This is a genomic window from Fictibacillus halophilus (assembly GCF_042680145.1).
GTDB lineage: Bacteria > Bacillota > Bacilli > Bacillales > Fictibacillaceae > Fictibacillus > Fictibacillus halophilus_A.
In genome coordinates, this window is record NZ_JBHTNQ010000001.1 from 1091124 (window position 1) to 1107539 (window position 16416).

General features: G+C 38.6%; 16 protein-coding genes. 13 read left to right on the forward strand and 3 right to left on the reverse strand.

Going from position 1 to position 16416, the window contains the following annotated elements; all coding sequences use genetic code 11:
- The first annotated feature begins 14 nt into the window (after positions 1-14).
- On the forward strand, positions 15-3458 hold the full coding sequence (gene pyc, locus ACFQ4X_RS05750) for a pyruvate carboxylase (RefSeq protein ID WP_379833636.1): 3444 nt from the start codon (positions 15-17) through the stop codon (positions 3456-3458).
- Between the two features lie 577 nt (positions 3459-4035).
- On the opposite strand, the gene ACFQ4X_RS05755 is transcribed toward pyc, so the two are convergent.
- Entirely contained in the window at positions 4036-4920 is an 885-nt protein-coding gene (locus tag ACFQ4X_RS05755) for a COX15/CtaA family protein (RefSeq protein WP_379833637.1), read from the reverse strand.
- A 392-nt stretch (positions 4921-5312) separates the two neighbouring features.
- On the opposite strand from ACFQ4X_RS05755, the gene cyoE reads away from it, so the two are divergent.
- The 7 genes from cyoE (at position 5313) to ACFQ4X_RS05790 (ending at position 12068) form a co-directional block, all read left to right on the forward strand.
- A complete protein-coding gene (cyoE, locus tag ACFQ4X_RS05760) occupies positions 5313-6206 on the forward strand; it encodes a heme o synthase (protein WP_379837054.1) in 894 nt (297 codons plus the stop codon).
- 174 nt (positions 6207-6380) lie between these two features.
- The gene (gene coxB, locus ACFQ4X_RS05765) at positions 6381-7400 is read left to right on the forward strand and encodes a cytochrome c oxidase subunit II (protein ID WP_066289058.1); all 1020 of its coding nucleotides are present in this window, start codon (positions 6381-6383) and stop codon (positions 7398-7400) included.
- Positions 7401-7430: 30 nt separating this feature from the next.
- On the forward strand, positions 7431-9275 hold the full coding sequence (gene ctaD, locus ACFQ4X_RS05770; protein ID WP_379833639.1) for a cytochrome c oxidase subunit I: 1845 nt from the start codon (positions 7431-7433) through the stop codon (positions 9273-9275).
- Entirely contained in the window at positions 9275-9895 is a 621-nt protein-coding gene (locus tag ACFQ4X_RS05775; RefSeq protein ID WP_379833641.1) for a cytochrome c oxidase subunit 3, read from the forward strand. Before ctaD ends, ACFQ4X_RS05775 begins: the two co-directional genes overlap by 1 nt.
- A gap of 3 nt (positions 9896-9898) precedes the next feature.
- Entirely contained in the window at positions 9899-10243 is a 345-nt protein-coding gene (locus ACFQ4X_RS05780) for a cytochrome C oxidase subunit IV family protein (RefSeq protein WP_379833642.1), read from the forward strand.
- A 133-nt stretch (positions 10244-10376) separates the two neighbouring features.
- Positions 10377-11246, forward strand: a complete 870-nt coding sequence (locus tag ACFQ4X_RS05785; RefSeq protein WP_379833644.1) for a cytochrome c oxidase assembly protein — start codon at positions 10377-10379, stop codon at positions 11244-11246.
- 99 nt (positions 11247-11345) lie between these two features.
- The gene (locus tag ACFQ4X_RS05790; protein WP_379833645.1) at positions 11346-12068 is read left to right on the forward strand and encodes a nucleotidyltransferase domain-containing protein; all 723 of its coding nucleotides are present in this window, start codon (positions 11346-11348) and stop codon (positions 12066-12068) included.
- Between the two features lie 41 nt (positions 12069-12109).
- Here the strand turns inward: ACFQ4X_RS05790 and ACFQ4X_RS05795 are convergent, their stop codons facing one another.
- Positions 12110-12460 (reverse strand): YugN family protein, encoded by a 351-nt coding sequence (locus ACFQ4X_RS05795; protein WP_066289067.1) that lies wholly within the window; start codon positions 12458-12460, stop codon positions 12110-12112.
- A 159-nt stretch (positions 12461-12619) separates the two neighbouring features.
- Here ACFQ4X_RS05795 and ACFQ4X_RS05800 point away from each other — a divergent pair, with 159 nt between their 5' ends.
- Positions 12620-13048, forward strand: coding sequence for a CBS domain-containing protein (locus tag ACFQ4X_RS05800; RefSeq protein WP_379833647.1), 429 nt, complete (start codon positions 12620-12622; stop codon positions 13046-13048).
- Between the two features lie 106 nt (positions 13049-13154).
- The gene (locus ACFQ4X_RS05805) at positions 13155-14186 is read left to right on the forward strand and encodes a CAP domain-containing protein (RefSeq protein ID WP_379833648.1); all 1032 of its coding nucleotides are present in this window, start codon (positions 13155-13157) and stop codon (positions 14184-14186) included.
- A 360-nt stretch (positions 14187-14546) separates the two neighbouring features.
- On the opposite strand, the gene ACFQ4X_RS05810 is transcribed toward ACFQ4X_RS05805, so the two are convergent.
- On the reverse strand, positions 14547-15026 hold the full coding sequence (locus ACFQ4X_RS05810) for a PaaI family thioesterase (protein WP_379833650.1): 480 nt from the start codon (positions 15024-15026) through the stop codon (positions 14547-14549).
- 171 nt (positions 15027-15197) lie between these two features.
- Between ACFQ4X_RS05810 and ylbD the strand changes: the two genes are divergently transcribed.
- From ylbD to ACFQ4X_RS05825, 3 genes are all read left to right on the forward strand, one after another.
- The gene (gene ylbD / locus ACFQ4X_RS05815; RefSeq protein WP_379833651.1) at positions 15198-15599 is read left to right on the forward strand and encodes a spore coat protein YlbD; all 402 of its coding nucleotides are present in this window, start codon (positions 15198-15200) and stop codon (positions 15597-15599) included.
- Positions 15600-15613: 14 nt separating this feature from the next.
- Complete coding sequence (locus ACFQ4X_RS05820; RefSeq protein ID WP_379833653.1) at positions 15614-15901, forward strand: YlbE-like family protein; 288 nt, start codon at positions 15614-15616, stop codon at positions 15899-15901.
- Positions 15902-15966: 65 nt separating this feature from the next.
- Positions 15967-16398, forward strand: a complete 432-nt coding sequence (locus ACFQ4X_RS05825) for a hypothetical protein (protein ID WP_379833654.1) — start codon at positions 15967-15969, stop codon at positions 16396-16398.
- Positions 16399-16416: the final 18 nt, after the last annotated feature.

Sequence of the window (16416 nt, forward strand, 5' to 3'; positions counted from 1 at the left end):
GGAGAGGAACTTGTATGAGCAGAAAAATCAGCAAAGTCTTAGTAGCAAACCGAGGAGAAATTGCAATAAGGATTTTCAGAGCATGTACAGAACTGAATATTCGAACTGTGGCAGTATATTCAAAGGAAGATACTGGTTCCTACCATCGTTATAAAGCAGATGAAGCATACCTGGTCGGAGAAGGAAAGAAGCCGATTGATGCTTATCTCGATATTGAAGGGATAATTGAAATAGCAAAAGCAAACGGCGTAGATGGCATTCATCCAGGCTATGGTTTCTTGTCAGAAAATAAAGAGTTTGCAGAGCGATGCCGTGAAGAAGGAATTGTCTTTATCGGACCTGAAGATAAACATCTTGATATTTTCGGAGACAAAGTAAAAGCGAGACAAGCAGCTATTGATGCAAACATCCCGGTTATCCCAGGAAGTGATGGTCCTGTTAACTCATTAGAAGAAGTTAAAACATTCGCAGAAGAAAATGGGTTTCCGATTATCATTAAAGCTTCCATGGGCGGCGGCGGCCGAGGTATGAGAATCGTAAGAAGTGAAAATTCTTTAGCTGAAAGCTTTGAGAGAGCTAAGTCTGAAGCCAAGGCGGCTTTTGGTAAGGACGAGGTTTATGTTGAAAAATTCTTAGATAAACCAAAACATATCGAAGTACAGATCCTAGGAGATAATGAAGGAAATCTTGTGCATTTATATGAGCGTGACTGTTCTGTTCAAAGAAGACATCAAAAAGTAGTTGAGGTAGCACCTAGCGTTTCATTAACTGAGGAACTCCGTCATGAAATCTGCGAATCTGCGGTTTCTTTAATGGAGCATGTAGGATATGTAAATGCAGGTACTGTAGAATATCTTGTTACTGGATCTGGTGAGTTTTATTTTATTGAAGTCAATCCTCGTGTTCAGGTAGAACATACGATTACAGAAATGGTAACCGGCATTGACATAGTTCAATCACAGATCCTTATCGCTCAGGGCTTCTCATTGCATAGTAAAGAATTAGGAATTCCTCAGCAACAAGATATTTATTGTCATGGGTACGCCATTCAATCTCGTGTTACTACTGAAGATCCTGCCAATCAGTTTATGCCTGATACAGGAAAGATAATGGCATATCGTTCAGGAGGCGGATTTGGAGTACGTTTAGACGCCGGTAATGGCTACCAGGGTGCAGTTATCACGCCATTTTATGATTCATTGCTTGTAAAAGTTTCAACATGGGCATTGTCCTATGAACAAGCTGCTTCTAAAATGTTAAGAAATTTAAAAGAATTTCGTATTCGTGGAATTAAAACAAATATAGCTTTCCTTGAGAACGTTGTAACACACCAGAAGTTCTTATCTGGGGACTATGATACTTCCTTTATTGATACGAGCAGTGAATTGTTTGTGTTCCCTAAACGCAAAGATAGAGGAACAAAGATGCTTTCATATATTGGAGCGACAACTATTAACGGCTTTCCTGGCCTTCAAAAGCAAGAAAAGCCATTGTTTGATAACCCTCGCATACCAAAAGTGAAACACTATGAACCAATGCCTAATGGCACAAAACAATTGTTGGACAGTGAAGGCCCGGAAGCAGTTGCTCAGTGGGTTAAGGATCAAAAGAAACTATTGCTTACAGATACAACATTCCGAGATGGTCATCAGTCGCTGCTTGCAACACGTGTCAGAACGAACGATCTCCTTCATATTGCAGAGCCGACTGCAAGACTTTGGCCAGATATGTTCTCTATGGAAATGTGGGGTGGAGCAACGTTTGATGTTGCATACCGCTTCTTAAATGAGGATCCGTGGGACAGGCTTTTAAAGCTTAGAGAAAAAGCTCCAAATGTATTGTTCCAAATGCTTTTAAGGGCATCGAATGCTGTCGGCTACAAGAATTATCCTGATAACGTCATTGAAGAATTTGTTAAAAAATCAGCAATGGCTGGAATAGATGTCTTTAGAATTTTTGATAGCTTAAACTGGGTAGAAGGAATGAAAGTTGCTATTCATGCAGTTCGTGAAACAGGAAAAATTGCTGAAGCTGCTATTTGCTATACAGGTGATATTCTAGACTCTAGCCGTACAAAATACGATTTGAACTATTATGTGAATCTTGCCAAAGAACTTGAACAAGAAGGTGCTCATATCCTTGCAATTAAAGATATGGCAGGTCTGTTAAAGCCACAAGCTGCTTATGATCTTGTTTCGGCCCTAAAGGATTCAATTGACATTCCTATTCATCTTCATACGCACGATACGAGCGGAAATGGTATTTATACCTATGCGAAAGCTGCAGAAGCGGGTGTAGATATTGTAGATGTTGCATTGAGTTCAATGGCTGGTCAAACATCTCAGCCAAGCGCTAACTCTTTATATTATGCTTTAACAGGAAACGAAAGACAGCCTGATTTAAACATTCAAAATGCAAATCAGCTGTCCGCTTATTGGGAAGATATTAGAAAGTATTACGCTGGCTTTGAAAACGGCATGACTGCTCCAGATCCTGAGGTATATGAACATGAAATGCCTGGCGGGCAGTTCAGTAATCTTCAGCAACAAGCGAAAGCTGTTGGATTGGGAGAACGCTGGGACGAAGTGAAGCAGATGTACAGAAGAGTTAATGACATGTTCGGGGATGTAGTTAAAGTTACGCCATCTTCCAAAGTAGTGGGGGACATGGCACTTTATATGGTTCAAAACAACTTAACCGAGGATGAAGTATACGAAAGAGGAGAATCACTCGACTTCCCTGATTCAGTAGTGGAATTCTTCCAAGGTTACCTAGGGCAGCCGTATCAAGGTTTCCCTCGAGAACTTCAGCAGATCATCTTAAAAGGCAGAGAGCCGTTAACTGTAAGACCTGGAGAAACACTTGAAGCTGCTGATTTTAATGACATTAAAGAAACGTTATTCCATAAAATCAACCGTCAAGTTACAAGTTTTGATGTTCTGGCATATGCCTTGTATCCTAAGGTGTTCTTAGACCGCGAGAAAATGTATGCTCAATTTGGAGATGTATCTGTGCTTGATACGCCTACATTTTTCTATGGCATGACATTAGGCGAAGAAATTGAAGTGGAAATCGAACAAGGAAAGACTCTTATCGTAAAACTAGTTTCGATTGGGGAAGCTCAAAATGATGGATCTAGAGTTCTCTATTTTGAGCTAAACGGACAGTCACGTGAGATTGTAGTAATCGACGAAAGTGCAAAAGTAACGGTTACAGCTAAACAAAAGGTAGATCCTTCAAATCCTTCTCAAATCGGTGCGAGTATGCCAGGAACAGTAATTAAAGTTCTTGTTGAGCAAGGTGAAAAAGTGAAAAAAGGCGATCACTTGATGATTACTGAAGCCATGAAGATGGAAACAACCGTTCAAGCACCATTTGACGGACGCGTTAAATCCATTTCTGTACAAAACGGAGAAGGCATCAGTGCTGGGGATCTATTGATTGAATTGGAAAAATAATCACGAAAAAGGCGTCTCAATGAGAGACGTCTTTTTGTTGGTAAAGTTTTGTTTCCACATGTATGCAGGGTGATTTTTTAATATGGGGGATGTTGTGAAATTTCCGGTTCGTCAATAAATCTTGTGAAAAGGTGAAATTATCGGCTTGATAGGTGAAATTATAGCCATAACTGGTGAAATTATTTCATAAATGGTGAATATATTATTGGTTTTCGTCAAATTAAATTAAAAATACCCCTGACTGTAAGGGTAAATCATTTCTACGAGCTCTTCTCGCAAGTTGATTGGAGTGCAAGGTGCGTGCCAGCCACCTGATTATGCCTCTTGCAAGGCATGCGACGAGGAACACGCTTCGTCAGGTTTTGCTTGTAGACGCAGGAGCACAAATGCTTCCTTAAATGTGAGACTCCTAAGGGTGCAAAGCGCCGAGGAGGCTCTCCGCACGCCCCGCGGAAAGGGAGCATCTGTAAAGGAAATCAACCACTTTCAAGAACAACAAAGTATAAGATAACAGCGTTACTATAAAAAAGCTGACAGATATGTTCCATAGAACAACATCTGTCAGCCTTTTAAATAACTATTTTCGATAAACAATTAAAGCCACGAAACTAAGTGCTCCGAATAAGAAAGAAATAATTAATCCGTGTGATAAAGCTACAAATAAGTTTAAGTTTGATAAGACGATCATGGCCCCAGATATACCTTGAAGCAAAACAAATAGCGCAGCAAATTGTAACCCTTTATTTAATGCTTTTTGTTCTTTATAATGCTTTCTCGCGTGATACCAAGAATAAACAATCCATATGAATAAAACAATAGCTGCAATTCGGTGGAGCAGGTGAATGCTTGCTTGAGAACCTAACTCTGCTATAGTACCGCTGCACGACGGGAACTCTGACCCGCATCCCATGCTTGAGCCTGTATGCCTTACAAGCGCGCCTGTGTAAACTACTGCATATAGGTAAGCAAAGAGCCAATAGAGGTTCTTTTTAAATGATTGAGAAACTCTTGCAACAAATGAATCTTCACGTTTTTCAAAAGATAGTAGTGCAAGAAGCAGCACACTGGCAAAAGATACGAGTGAGAAGCCAAAATGTGAAGCAAGTACAGCTGATGACTGACTCCATATTACAGCAGCGGCTCCTAAAAGACCTTGAAGAACAATGAAAAACACAGCAGATCCTGCTAGTATTTTAACTTCTTTTCTATGAGAATCCCTCTTCCACGCCCATATTGCTAAAATGATAACTAAAATACCAAGCCATGCAGATACATAGCGGTGACTGACTTCAATGATCGTTTCAAGCTTTGGCTGAGTAGGCAGCAATTCTCCATAGCAAAGGGGCCAAGAATTACCGCAGCCGTCGCCTGAATCTGTTTTTGTAACAACTGCTCCCATAAGTAAAACAAGCAGCATGCCGAATGATGTAATAATAGAATAAATTTGATAAGCTCTTTTCAATTTCTCTCACCTGCTTTAAAGTTCTATAAACTTCACAAAATTGTAAAAAAATTTGCTAGTATTAAGGTCGGCCTGATAGTACAAATAATATAAGGTACTGTCAGTATTAGTCGAAGTATACAAAGTACATGTTTTGTTTTATAATGTTAAAGGACATTTTCTTTACTTTCTTTGTATATTCTTATCCTATCATATGGGAAAATCAATCTACTTTACATATTGTGAACAGATAAAGACAATTTTTAACCGTTGATTTTACTTACAAGCCCATATAGAATGAATGAGGGCTTATCTTACACTTAAAGAAAGAATTGGAACTGAATTTTTCCTTAGAAGGAGGTGTATCTGTGTTGAGCAAAACACCAACTGCATATGAAGCCGCTAACAAGGTTATGGAACCAGGACCTCTTTCAGAAGCAAATCCAACTGGTACTTGGAAAGACTTTTTAACAATCGCTAAACTCGGTATTGTAATGAGCAATCTGATTACAACTTTTGCAGGATTTTTCCTGGCTCTCAAGTATAACGGTTATTTGTTTACTGACAACATCCTTATATTAGTATTGTGTATACTAGGCGCTGCTTTAGTTATTGCCGGAGGATGCTGTTTAAATAACTATATTGATAGAGATATCGATCAGCTTATGGAAAGAACAATTGAAAGACCAACTGTTACAGGCCGTATTTCTGCCAGTCAGGTCCTTTGGGTGGGAATTATTCTTTCTGCTATAGGAACAGTAATGCTGGCTATGACAACACCTACAGCAGCAGTAATTGGATTAATCGGACTCTTTGTATATGTTTTCGTATATACAATGTGGCTAAAGCGCACTCATTCAATTAACACGGTTGTTGGAGGAATATCTGGAGCTGTGCCTCCGCTAATCGGCTGGGCTGCAGTAGATGCTAACCTTCATTGGGTAGCATGGATCCTATTCCTTATCATGTTCTTATGGCAGCCGCCCCATTTTCTGGCACTTGCCATGAAACGCTGCGAAGATTATCGAAAAGCAGGCATACCAATGCTTCCAGTAGTATCCGGTTTCGGGATTACTAAGCGTCAGATGATCTGGTATGTGGCTGCATTGCTTCCAGTATCTCTTTACTTATTTGATTTTGGAATGTTATATCTAATTTTGGCAGCTGTATTAGGTACAGGATGGCTGATCTTAGCTCTTTCAGGATTAAAAACGAAAGATGATATGAAATGGGCCCGTATGATGTTTGTTTATTCATTGAATTACATGACAATCATGTTTGTTGCCATGATTCTAGTTAATATATAATGTAATGTTTACTCTATGGAACAGCGTAATTTTGCGCTGTTCCTGTAATTGCCTTTACATAAAAGGGCTTTCAAAAGCTATTTAGCTATTTCCATTCAAATAAAATTATTTGAATTGAATAGAAAGAAGATCAGTCAAGACAGACTACAACGAGAAAGTGGGGTATATGTAGTGATGAAAAAATGGCTACAAAAAGGACGTCTGGTTTCCTTATTTGCCATGTTGGCACTCTTATTGATGGGGTGCGGAGATCCGACTCTATCGGCGTTAATTCCGCAAGGTGAAGTTGCTGACAAACAGTTCCAGCTAATGCTGATTTCAATTAGTATTATGATTCTGGTTCTAGTGGTAGTTTTCGTTCTTTATGCATTTGTATTATTAAAGTTTAGAAAGAAAAAAGGAGATACTTCTACACCTAAGCAAGTGGAAGGTAACCACATGCTTGAGTTGTTATGGACTGTTATCCCTATTCTTTTGCTAATCATTTTAGCGGTGCCAACTGTTATGAGAACATTTGAATTCTCTGCAGATGCGAAACCAGCTTCAAAAAATGAATTAAGCATTAAAGTAACAGGACACCAATACTGGTGGGAATTTGAGTATCCAAAAGAAGAATTGATTACTTCACAGGAATTAGTACTCCCTGCGGATACAAAAGTTCACGTTGAATTATCTTCAGCTGATGTTATCCACTCATTCTGGATTCCGTCATTAGCAGGTAAAACAGATACAAACCCAGGGGATAAAAACAAGAACTATATGTGGTTTGATACTGGAAGCAAAACAGATGTTGTTTACAAAGGTAAGTGTGCCGAGCTTTGTGGTGCATCACATGCTTTAATGGATTTCAAAGTAAGAGTTGTTTCTAAAGAAGACTATAAGAACTGGGTTGCAAGCTATAAGGCTGCAGACGGTAAATCTTCTGCTAATGCTAATGGACAACAAGTCTTTGAAAAGAACTGCTTATCTTGCCACGCTGTTGGACAAGAAGGCGGTAACACAGGACCAAGCTTAACTGGTTTTGGTGATAAAGACCGTGTAGCAGGTATCTTAGAACATAACAAAGAAAATCTGAAAGCATGGATTAAAGATCCTCAAGAAGTGAAACCAGGCAACAACATGCCGAAAGTGAATCTTTCTGATGAGGAAATTGATGCTGTTTCAGACTACTTGTTAGGTCTTAAATTGAAATAGTCTTAAGCATTGAAAAAAGGAGGTTACACCGTGGCAACTCACGAAAGTCACAAAAAGAGAAGTGGGCTAATGGATTGGCTCACTACCGTTGACCATAAAAAAATCGGTATTTTGTATCTTTTGGCTGGCGGGTTCTTCTTCTTAATCGGAGGACTCGAAGCCATCTTAATGCGTATTCAATTAATGGAGCCAGACAGCAAGATTTTCACTGGCGAGCTTTACAATCAGTTATTAACGATGCACGGAACAACGATGATCTTCTTGGCAGCCATGCCGATCATCTTTGGATTTATGAATGCGATCCTTCCACTGCAAATCGGGGCGCGTGACGTAGCATTCCCGTATGTTAACGCTGTAGGTTTTTGGTTATTCTTCTTCGGTGGTTTACTATTAAACCTGAGCTGGTTCTTAGGCGGAGCACCTGAAGCTGGGTGGACTGCGTATGCACCGCTATCTACCGTAGCTGAAGATACTGGCGTAGATTTCTACGTACTTGGTCTTCAAATCGCTGGGGCAGGTACACTAGCTGGGGGTATTAATTTCCTTGTAACTGTAATTAATATGCGTGCGCCTGGTATGACTTTTATGCGTATGCCTCTATTTACTTGGGCTTCATTTGTAACATCTGGACTTATCTTATTTGCATTCCCTGCACTTACAGTAGGATTCTTCCTTCTAATGTTTGAACGTGTATTCGATGCTAATTTCTTTAATCCAGATATGGGTGGTAACGTATTGATCTGGGAGCACATTTTCTGGATTTTTGGTCACCCGGAAGTTTACATTTTGATCTTGCCTGCATTTGGTATTATCTCTGAAGTAGTTTCTACTTTCTCAAGTAAGCGTTTGTTCGGGTACAGTGCAATGGTATTCGCAACAGTTCTTATCGGATTTTTAGGATTCATGGTTTGGGTCCATCACATGTTCACTGTAGGTCTTGGACCTGTTGCAAACTCCATCTTTGCGGTTGCAACAATGGCGATTGCAATTCCGACTGGTGTTAAGATCTTTAACTGGATCTTTACGATGTGGGGCGGACAAATCCGTTTTACAACAGCTATGCTTTTTGCAGTTGGCTTCATTCCTACATTCGTAATGGGCGGGGTAACAGGAGTTATGCTTTCTGTTCCTGCAGCTGACTATCAATATCATGACAGTTATTTCGTAGTAGCTCACTTCCACTATGTTATCGTGGGCGGATTGATTTTAGGATTGTTCTCAGGGTTATACTACTGGTATCCAAGAATGTTTAACCGGGTGCTGAACGAAACACTTGGAAAATGGAACTTCTGGTTGTTCTTTATTGGATTCCATTTAACATTCTTCCCTCAGCACTGGTTAGGATTAATGGGAATGCCTAGACGTGTATATACTTATATGTCTGGACAACAGCTTGATGGTTCAAACTTTGTAAGTACGATTGGTGCGATCTTGATGGGTCTTGGAACAATCGTATTGTTAATTAATATCGTTATATCTGCTTCATCTAAGCATGCAGCTACGAAAGATCCATGGGATGGCCGTACTCTAGAATGGGCAATGCCTGTTCCAACTCCTGAATACAACTTTGCACAAACACCGCTTGTTCGTGGTCTTGATGCATTGTATGTAGAAAAGGCAGCTGGCAATGGTGAAATGACACCAGCTGAACCTGTAGGAGAAATTCATATGCCGAATGGTTCAATTCTGCCGTTCTTCTTATCTTTAGGTATGTTTGTTGCTGGTTTTGGATTTATTTATTCAAACTGGATCGTTGCTATTGTTGGTTTAGGTGGAGTATTAGTAACAATGTTCCTTCGATCTGTAATCGACGACCATGGATATCATATCCATAAAGAAGAAGTGGAAGCAGACATTAAAGGGGGTAGAGCTTAATGAATGCTGGAGAACGTTTAACAGATGCTAATTTTCCTGCTCACCCGGAAAAAGCTACCCTTGAAGGTAAAAATAAGTTTTTAGGATTCTGGCTTTTCCTAGGTGGAGAAACTGTCCTATTTGCTACACTATTTGGAACATACTTAGGCCTAAGAAATATGCATCTGGATGGTCCATCTGGGGAAGAATTATTCTCTCTGCCATTGGTATTCTTAGCAACAATGCTTTTATTAACAAGCTCTCTTACGAGTGTGTATGCAGTACTATCTTTAAAACAAAACAAAGTACGTTCTTTACAGGGCTGGTTTATCGTAACTTTATTACTAGGTCTTGGGTTCCTTGGCTTAGAAATTTATGAGTTCATACACTATGTTCATGAAGGACATACATTTACTAGTTCTGCATTTGGATCTGCTTTCTATTCATTAGTTGGTTTCCACGGAGCTCACGTATTATTCGGAATTCTTTGGATCGCAACATTGCTGGGCAGAAACTGGAACAGAGGTATTACATTAGCTAACGCACCTAAGTATTACTTGTTTGCTCTCTATTGGCACTTTGTCGATGTTGTATGGGTATTCATTTTTACAGTTGTTTATCTAATGGGAAAGGTGGGTTAATCAATGGCTGATCACCATAATACTACTGAACCAACCGTGCATCGTCATGAGGAGATTCAGCGTAAACTTGCCTTAAAAGAGGAACGTAAGCACCACAATGTTTCCTTTGTTATGATGATTCTTCTAACAATCGTTGCGTTTTTCGCTATTTGGAGTGACAAGATCAGTGATTCTTTCGCTGTTATCTTTATCCTTACATTGGCTGTAGTTCAAGTATTTTTCCAGCTTTATATATGGATGCACTTAAGCCACAAAGGACATGATTTCCCAATTTGGGGCATGGCCAGCGGTGTATTGGTTGCAGCTGTTACAGTAGCATCCTTAATGGGAATGATCTGGACATCGTAATATTTGAAGGGCTGCATCAAATGCAGCCCTTTTTTATTTGTTACAAAATTAAGAATTGTCCTGTTTTTCGATTACAAGGATACTAAAGACTGTTATAGTTAAAACGAGCAGTACCCTAAAGGAGATGACAAAATTGCATCACAATCATCATATGCCTTCAAGTTTAAGTGAGTTTAGCTGGAGTGAGCTTTATCCGCCATCTGTATATATCATTTCAATCCTGCTTGCCATACTTTATTTCCGGTGGATCATAAAAGGAAAAGACGGAAGTAATATCGCAACTAAGTGGAATATAACTGCTATGGTATCAGCTATTGTTCTATATATAGCTATAAAAGGAACGCCAATTCAGATTTTAGGGCACCACTATCTCTTTAGTGTTCATATGGCACAAATGGCTGTATTATACTTGATGATAGCACCATTGTTCATATTGGCTATTCCAGAGCAAAAATGGAAAAGCTGGCTCGATAGAAGCCCTTTGATTTCAAGTGTTTTTAAAGCACTCACAAAACCTTTAATAGCATTATTAGTATTTAATACTCTTTTTTCTTTCTATCATATACCGGTAGTATTTGATGCTGCTGTATCAAATGTATTTCTCCATTATACTTATCACTTTATTCTTATTGTGACTGCTTTTACGATGTGGTGGCCAGTTCTGTGTCCTGTAAAGGAATTTGATACGCTTTCGGATATTAAGAAAGTAGGATATGTATTTGCGAATGGCGTTTTGATGACACCAGCCTGTGCATTGATCATGTTTGCTGATTATCAGCTATATGAGGCTTATAAGAATGTTCCACAGCTATATGCTGCAATGACTCCATCAGAGGATCAGCACGTTGGCGGCGTTACGATGAAGATATTCCAAGAAGTCATTTATGCTTTCGTATTAGGCTTAATATTCTTTAGATGGGTGAAAAAAGAACGTGCCCGGGATAAAGCCGATTTAGAAATGATAAAAAGCCAAAATAACAGACTTAATCCCGAGATGAAATAACCAGTACATGTTCTGGTTATTTTTTTTGTCAAAAAAAAATGAAACTGTATCCTTTTGTAGAATGATATATAGAAGCCAATTGTGAAGGAGAAGAAAATTATGAGAATCAGCGCAAGACAAGCAGCAAGTAAATTTATAGAATCTTATTTTCCAAACTGTGAAATAGCATATTTGGCTGGCAGCGTCGTCAGAGGAGAAGAAACGGAAAGTTCTGATCTGGATATTATTATTATCGATAGCACAGTTGGAGAATCGTATCGCCAATCTCTTACCGAATTCGGTTGGCCAATAGAAGTGTTCGTCCATAATATGTTTACTTACAAAAATTTTTTCAAAGAAAATATTGATAGAGCGAGACCATCTCTTCCGCAAATGTGTGCAGAGGGCATAATTCTTCGTGATACCGGACATGCTTCCCGGATAAAAAATGAAGCACTTCAACTTTTAAAAGCAGGACCTACACCATGGAGATCTAATGAAATTGAGAAAGCCAGATATCACATAACAGACCTTTTAAATGACTTAGAAGGATCAGTTAATGAGATTGAGGATTTATTTATTGTGTCAAAGCTAGCCGACTTAACGCATGAATTTGTCCTTAGAGTCAACGGTCATTGGATTGGAGAAGGAAAGTGGATAATAAGGGCGTTAAAGGAGTTCAATGAATCATTTGCAGACGATTTTGCAGAGGTGTTTAACCTTTACTATAGCAGCCGTGAAAAAACAGGTGTAATCCATTTTGTTGATGAAACTATCGCTCCATATGGCGGCAGGCTTTTTGAAGGATATTCCTCACATGCACCTGAAAGTGCAGCTGAATAGAAAAAATCCCTCATGATCATGATCTGAGGGATTTTTTTATGTTATACATGGAGTTCATTATGAAGTGCTTCAATCAACTTGTTGCATTGGTTAACGACATGTTTTGGAAACTCTTCATCATATTCAACACCGTGCGGATAATAATGCTTGCCTAAATATGGAGTGCCAAGTTCAATTTTAGCATGCGGTGTTTCAGTTTCTCCCTCAATCACGTGGCAAGGAAAACGGAAATAATAAACATCGCCATTTGTCATGTCTTCAAATTTGTAATCGTATGTAATACGGTCATAGTCCCATTGCCCTGCGCGGATCATTCCGTGGCTGTCCATGACATGTTCTAAAAGTGAGAATTCAATTACCTTCCCGTTTAAGCCGCTTTCTTCAAATTTCATTGTGAAACCTCCTAGGAAAATTCAATAAAAAATAACAATCACTTCTTAATGATATTATGAAAGCGCTAAAGATGCAATCATTGTCAAACACATGCATATTTGTTCTTCTAACGCAAAAGATAAAAGGTATCAAAATTAATATTAATGGAGGCAATTTTTATGAAAAAAATAAGTGATATTATGACTAGAGATGTAGACTTTGTAACACCTTTGGACAATGTTTACGAAGTAGCTGTAAAAATGAAACAAGATAATGTAGGTGTTATCCCAGTTTGTGAAAACGAACAGATAATAGGGGTAATTACAGACCGCGATATCGTAGTAAGAGGCGTAGCAGAGAAACGCCCAGGCTCTACTCAAGTTTCTGATATCATGAGTGAAGATTTGTATACGGGATCACCTGAAATGAGCGTGAAGGAAGCTGCTGAGCTTATGGCAGATAAACAAATCAGAAGACTTCCGATTGTAGAGAACAATAAATTGGTAGGAATCATTTCTTTAGGTGATATTTCTCTTAATAAAGAAAGTGACAATGCGGCAGGACACACTTTGAGTGAAGTTTCAGAACAAAGAGATCAATTGCAATAAAACTTAAACAGTATCATCAATTATTGATGATGCTGTTTTTTATTAACCCTGTAAATCGCTCTATATGCTAAACTATAAGGAGATGAAAGACACAGGGGGAACCATTATGCGTGGATTGGTTACTTTTTTTCTATCAGTAGTGATCTTGATTGGTTTGTTTTTTTATGATGTACTGCCAGAATTTTCACTGGAAAAAGAACCATCTGAAACAAAATTAAAATACATAGAAGAACCATTAAAAATTCCAGACGGTGCTTTATCTAATTGGCTGGGCAAAGATATAGATACTTTTAAAAAGCAGTGGGGGGAACCCGAGAGAATTGATCCATCAGCATATGATTATGAATGGCTGATTTATGGCAGCAGAAGTCCCAAAGGATACATGCAGGCTGGCGTTCAAAATGGTAAAGTAGTTACCATTTTTGCAATTGGTTCTGAGTTAAATACGAAACCTTTTACGATTGGCGATTCTTCAAACAGCATCATTCAGCAATATCCTATTGAAAGTGATGTTACGATTAACGATGGCGAGGATTTTTTTAGATTTGAACTTTCCGAACAGGAAGTAATGCTCAGGCCGCTTATTAATGTTGGAAAAGATATGTGGGTACAATTGTACTTCGATAAATTTACAAATAAATTATCGAGTGTTAGATACACCACTTCAGATATTTTATTAAAACAAAGACCTTATTCTATTGTTTACAGGGGAGACCTTCCAGAAACTGAAGAAATATCAGAAGAAAAACAAAATAAAATTGATCAATCTGAGGAACAGCAAATTTTTGAACTGACGAATATTATCAGATTAAAGTACAGTAAGAACCCGCTGCAATGGGATGAAAGTACATCAGATGTTTCTTTCTTACATTCTAAGGACATGCTGGACCAGCAATATTTTTCACATGAGAGCAAAGACGGAAGAACTCTTTCTGACCGGCTGCAGGAAGGAAATGTAAAATTTATGCAAGCGGGTGAAAACATTGCTGCAAACTACACAGATGGAATCGCAGCAGTTGAGGGCTGGATGAACAGTGAGGGGCATCGAAATACAATGTTAAACGATGAATTTACCCATTTAGGGGTAGGTGCTAATAAGAAGTACTATACACAAAACTTTCTTATTCCTGCTGAATAAAGCAAAGAGCTGACTTGATGAGTCAGCTCTTCTTTTGTTTTTAAAGGCTCTTTTCTAAAATATTGTTGATTACGATTATTGTTTCTTTCACTTCATTGATAAGTTGATTGGAGTGCAAGGTGCGAGACTCCTGCGTGCCAGCCACCTGAATATACTTCCTGCAGGCCATGCGACGAGGAACAAGCTTCGATGCTGTTTTGCTTGCAGACGCAGGACACATATACATCCATGAAGGTGAGACTCCTAATGGTGCAGAGCGTCAGGAGGCTCACCGCACGCCCCGCGAAAAGCGAGCGGCCTGAAACGGAAATCAACTACACTCAAAAACAACAAAGTTTGCGAAAACAGCCTTATTAGCTTTCATTCTGGAAGCTTAAAGAATGTTCCGGTAGCTGAGGCAATTAGATTTCCTTTTTCATTTCTAACTTTCCCTTCCATTCGCACTAATTGACGACCATTATGAACCACTTCAGCTCTGCAAATGAATTTTTCACCAATACCTGGTGTTAGGAAATCTACTTTTAACTCAACAGTCACTGCTCCCTTTTTATTTCCAGGGACATGGCTTGCCAAAGTACCTAATGCGGTATCAAGAAGTGTTGCAGTAAGTCCTCCGTGAACAATTCCGATGGAGTTATCAAGCAGAGGTGAATTTGGCATTTCCATTTCTAAAGTTTTCTCATCTATAAGGGTAGTTTTGAATTGCAATAAGGAAGCGATATGAGTAAGGTTTGTATTTTCCCGTTTAGCCTTCAGGCTGTTTAAAAATATTTTCATAGCCACTTTTTCTTGATCGCTGCTTTCATCGATAAAACGGTTCAATTCGTCTTTAATATCCACAGATGCATTCCCTCAATCTTTTTATTTTTATTGTACCTTTTTAGGCACCGTGGAATAAAGTAAACAGAATCAACTTTAAAATTTTACGAAAAATGGGCGCACCAATTACTGGGCATTTATGTATCATGTAGTAAAACATGATTCGTCAGTGGACGGCTGGGGGTGGATTCTGTGGTAAAGACTGATATCGAAAGCTTTAAGGAATTTGTGCACAAACATCCTGAATTAATAAAAGAAGTGAAGAAGAATAAACGGCCTTGGAAAGAAGTTTACCAGGATTGGATTGTGTTAGGAGAAGAGCATGAAAGCTGGAATCAATATTCCAAGGAGAAAAAAAAGCAGCAAGATAAACGGTCTTCATCTGCACAAAATATGAAAGCAGAGCTGACAATCGGAGATATTGTCGCTGGACTGAGCAAACTTCAGATCAACGATGTTCAGAAATACTTATCCCAATTTGGCAGTTTAATGGATGCAGTTCAAGAACTTTTACAACAATTTAATAATCAGTCTGACAGACCAAGCCAGCTGCCGGAAAATAAAATGAATGATTATCCTTCTTACAAAGATTAAAGGATGTGTGTGGTGTGCGGAGAGAAATCCAGGATTACTTAAATACAAGACCTGACCTCAAGTACTATATAAGAGAAAAGCCTGAATGGTATAGAAAGTTAAGCCGTAATCCTTTTTCAGTGGCAGAACTTGAAGAAAGCGCAAAAGTATTTTACGGTCGTACATTTGGCCAGAGAGTAGACCGGTTTCACCAGCAGCTTCAAAACTTTGGACTATTAATGGAATTAATCTCTGTTATGGGGGAGACATCAAATGATTCAATGCCTCCTGATGAATTTAATCCTCCGATGCCTGATGCTTAATTAAACATCAAGCGGATAATATAATAAAATTTGGAAAAACTATTCCTATAAGGAGTGGTTTTTTTATGAATAAAAAGAAGGCAATGTTAGCAGCTGCCGGTTTCATATTTATTGTTTCTTTAGTCATATTAGGCTTTAACTATACTGATTCTGCAAAGCAAAATGAGTCCGATAAAATTCAAGCTATTGAGGCATCAAGTGTATATCCGTTAATGGAAAAAGACTGGGCAATAAACTACCGTGTAAAAAAACAGCGCATCTATGTAGAAAACATTATCCCTAGATTTTCTTTTCAAGAGAATGCTCCAGAAGGTATGAATCGATTAGATGGGTATATAGCTGTTTTTATAAATGGGAAATGGACAATGAATGCAAATAAATCTATCTTTATATTGAAAAACATGAGCCAGGGAAAACATAAGATTACACTTCAACTTAAGAAAAAAGACGGTTCAGATTACGGGATTAAGAAAAATATATATGTTCATATTCGCTGACTCTTCTAACCGAAGGGT

Bases quoted from the DNA above. Each gene is read 5' to 3' on its own strand.
- ACFQ4X_RS05795 (WP_066289067.1), bottom strand. From the start codon at position 12,460: ATGAAATTTGAAGAAAGCGGCTTAAACGGGAAGGTAATTGAATTCTCA.
- ACFQ4X_RS05825 (WP_379833654.1), top strand. From the start codon at position 15,967: ATGAATAAAAAGAAGGCAATGTTAGCAGCTGCCGGTTTCATATTTATT.
- ACFQ4X_RS05780 (WP_379833642.1), top strand. From the start codon at position 9,899: ATGGCTGATCACCATAATACTACTGAACCAACCGTGCATCGTCATGAG.
- coxB (WP_066289058.1), top strand. From the start codon at position 6,381: ATGAAAAAATGGCTACAAAAAGGACGTCTGGTTTCCTTATTTGCCATG.
- pyc (WP_379833636.1), top strand. From the start codon at position 15: ATGAGCAGAAAAATCAGCAAAGTCTTAGTAGCAAACCGAGGAGAAATT.
- ACFQ4X_RS05805 (WP_379833648.1), top strand. From the start codon at position 13,155: ATGCGTGGATTGGTTACTTTTTTTCTATCAGTAGTGATCTTGATTGGT.
- ACFQ4X_RS05790 (WP_379833645.1), top strand. From the start codon at position 11,346: ATGAGAATCAGCGCAAGACAAGCAGCAAGTAAATTTATAGAATCTTAT.
- ACFQ4X_RS05775 (WP_379833641.1), top strand. From the start codon at position 9,275: ATGAATGCTGGAGAACGTTTAACAGATGCTAATTTTCCTGCTCACCCG.
- cyoE (WP_379837054.1), top strand. From the start codon at position 5,313: ATGGAACCAGGACCTCTTTCAGAAGCAAATCCAACTGGTACTTGGAAA.
- ACFQ4X_RS05800 (WP_379833647.1), top strand. From the start codon at position 12,620: ATGAAAAAAATAAGTGATATTATGACTAGAGATGTAGACTTTGTAACA.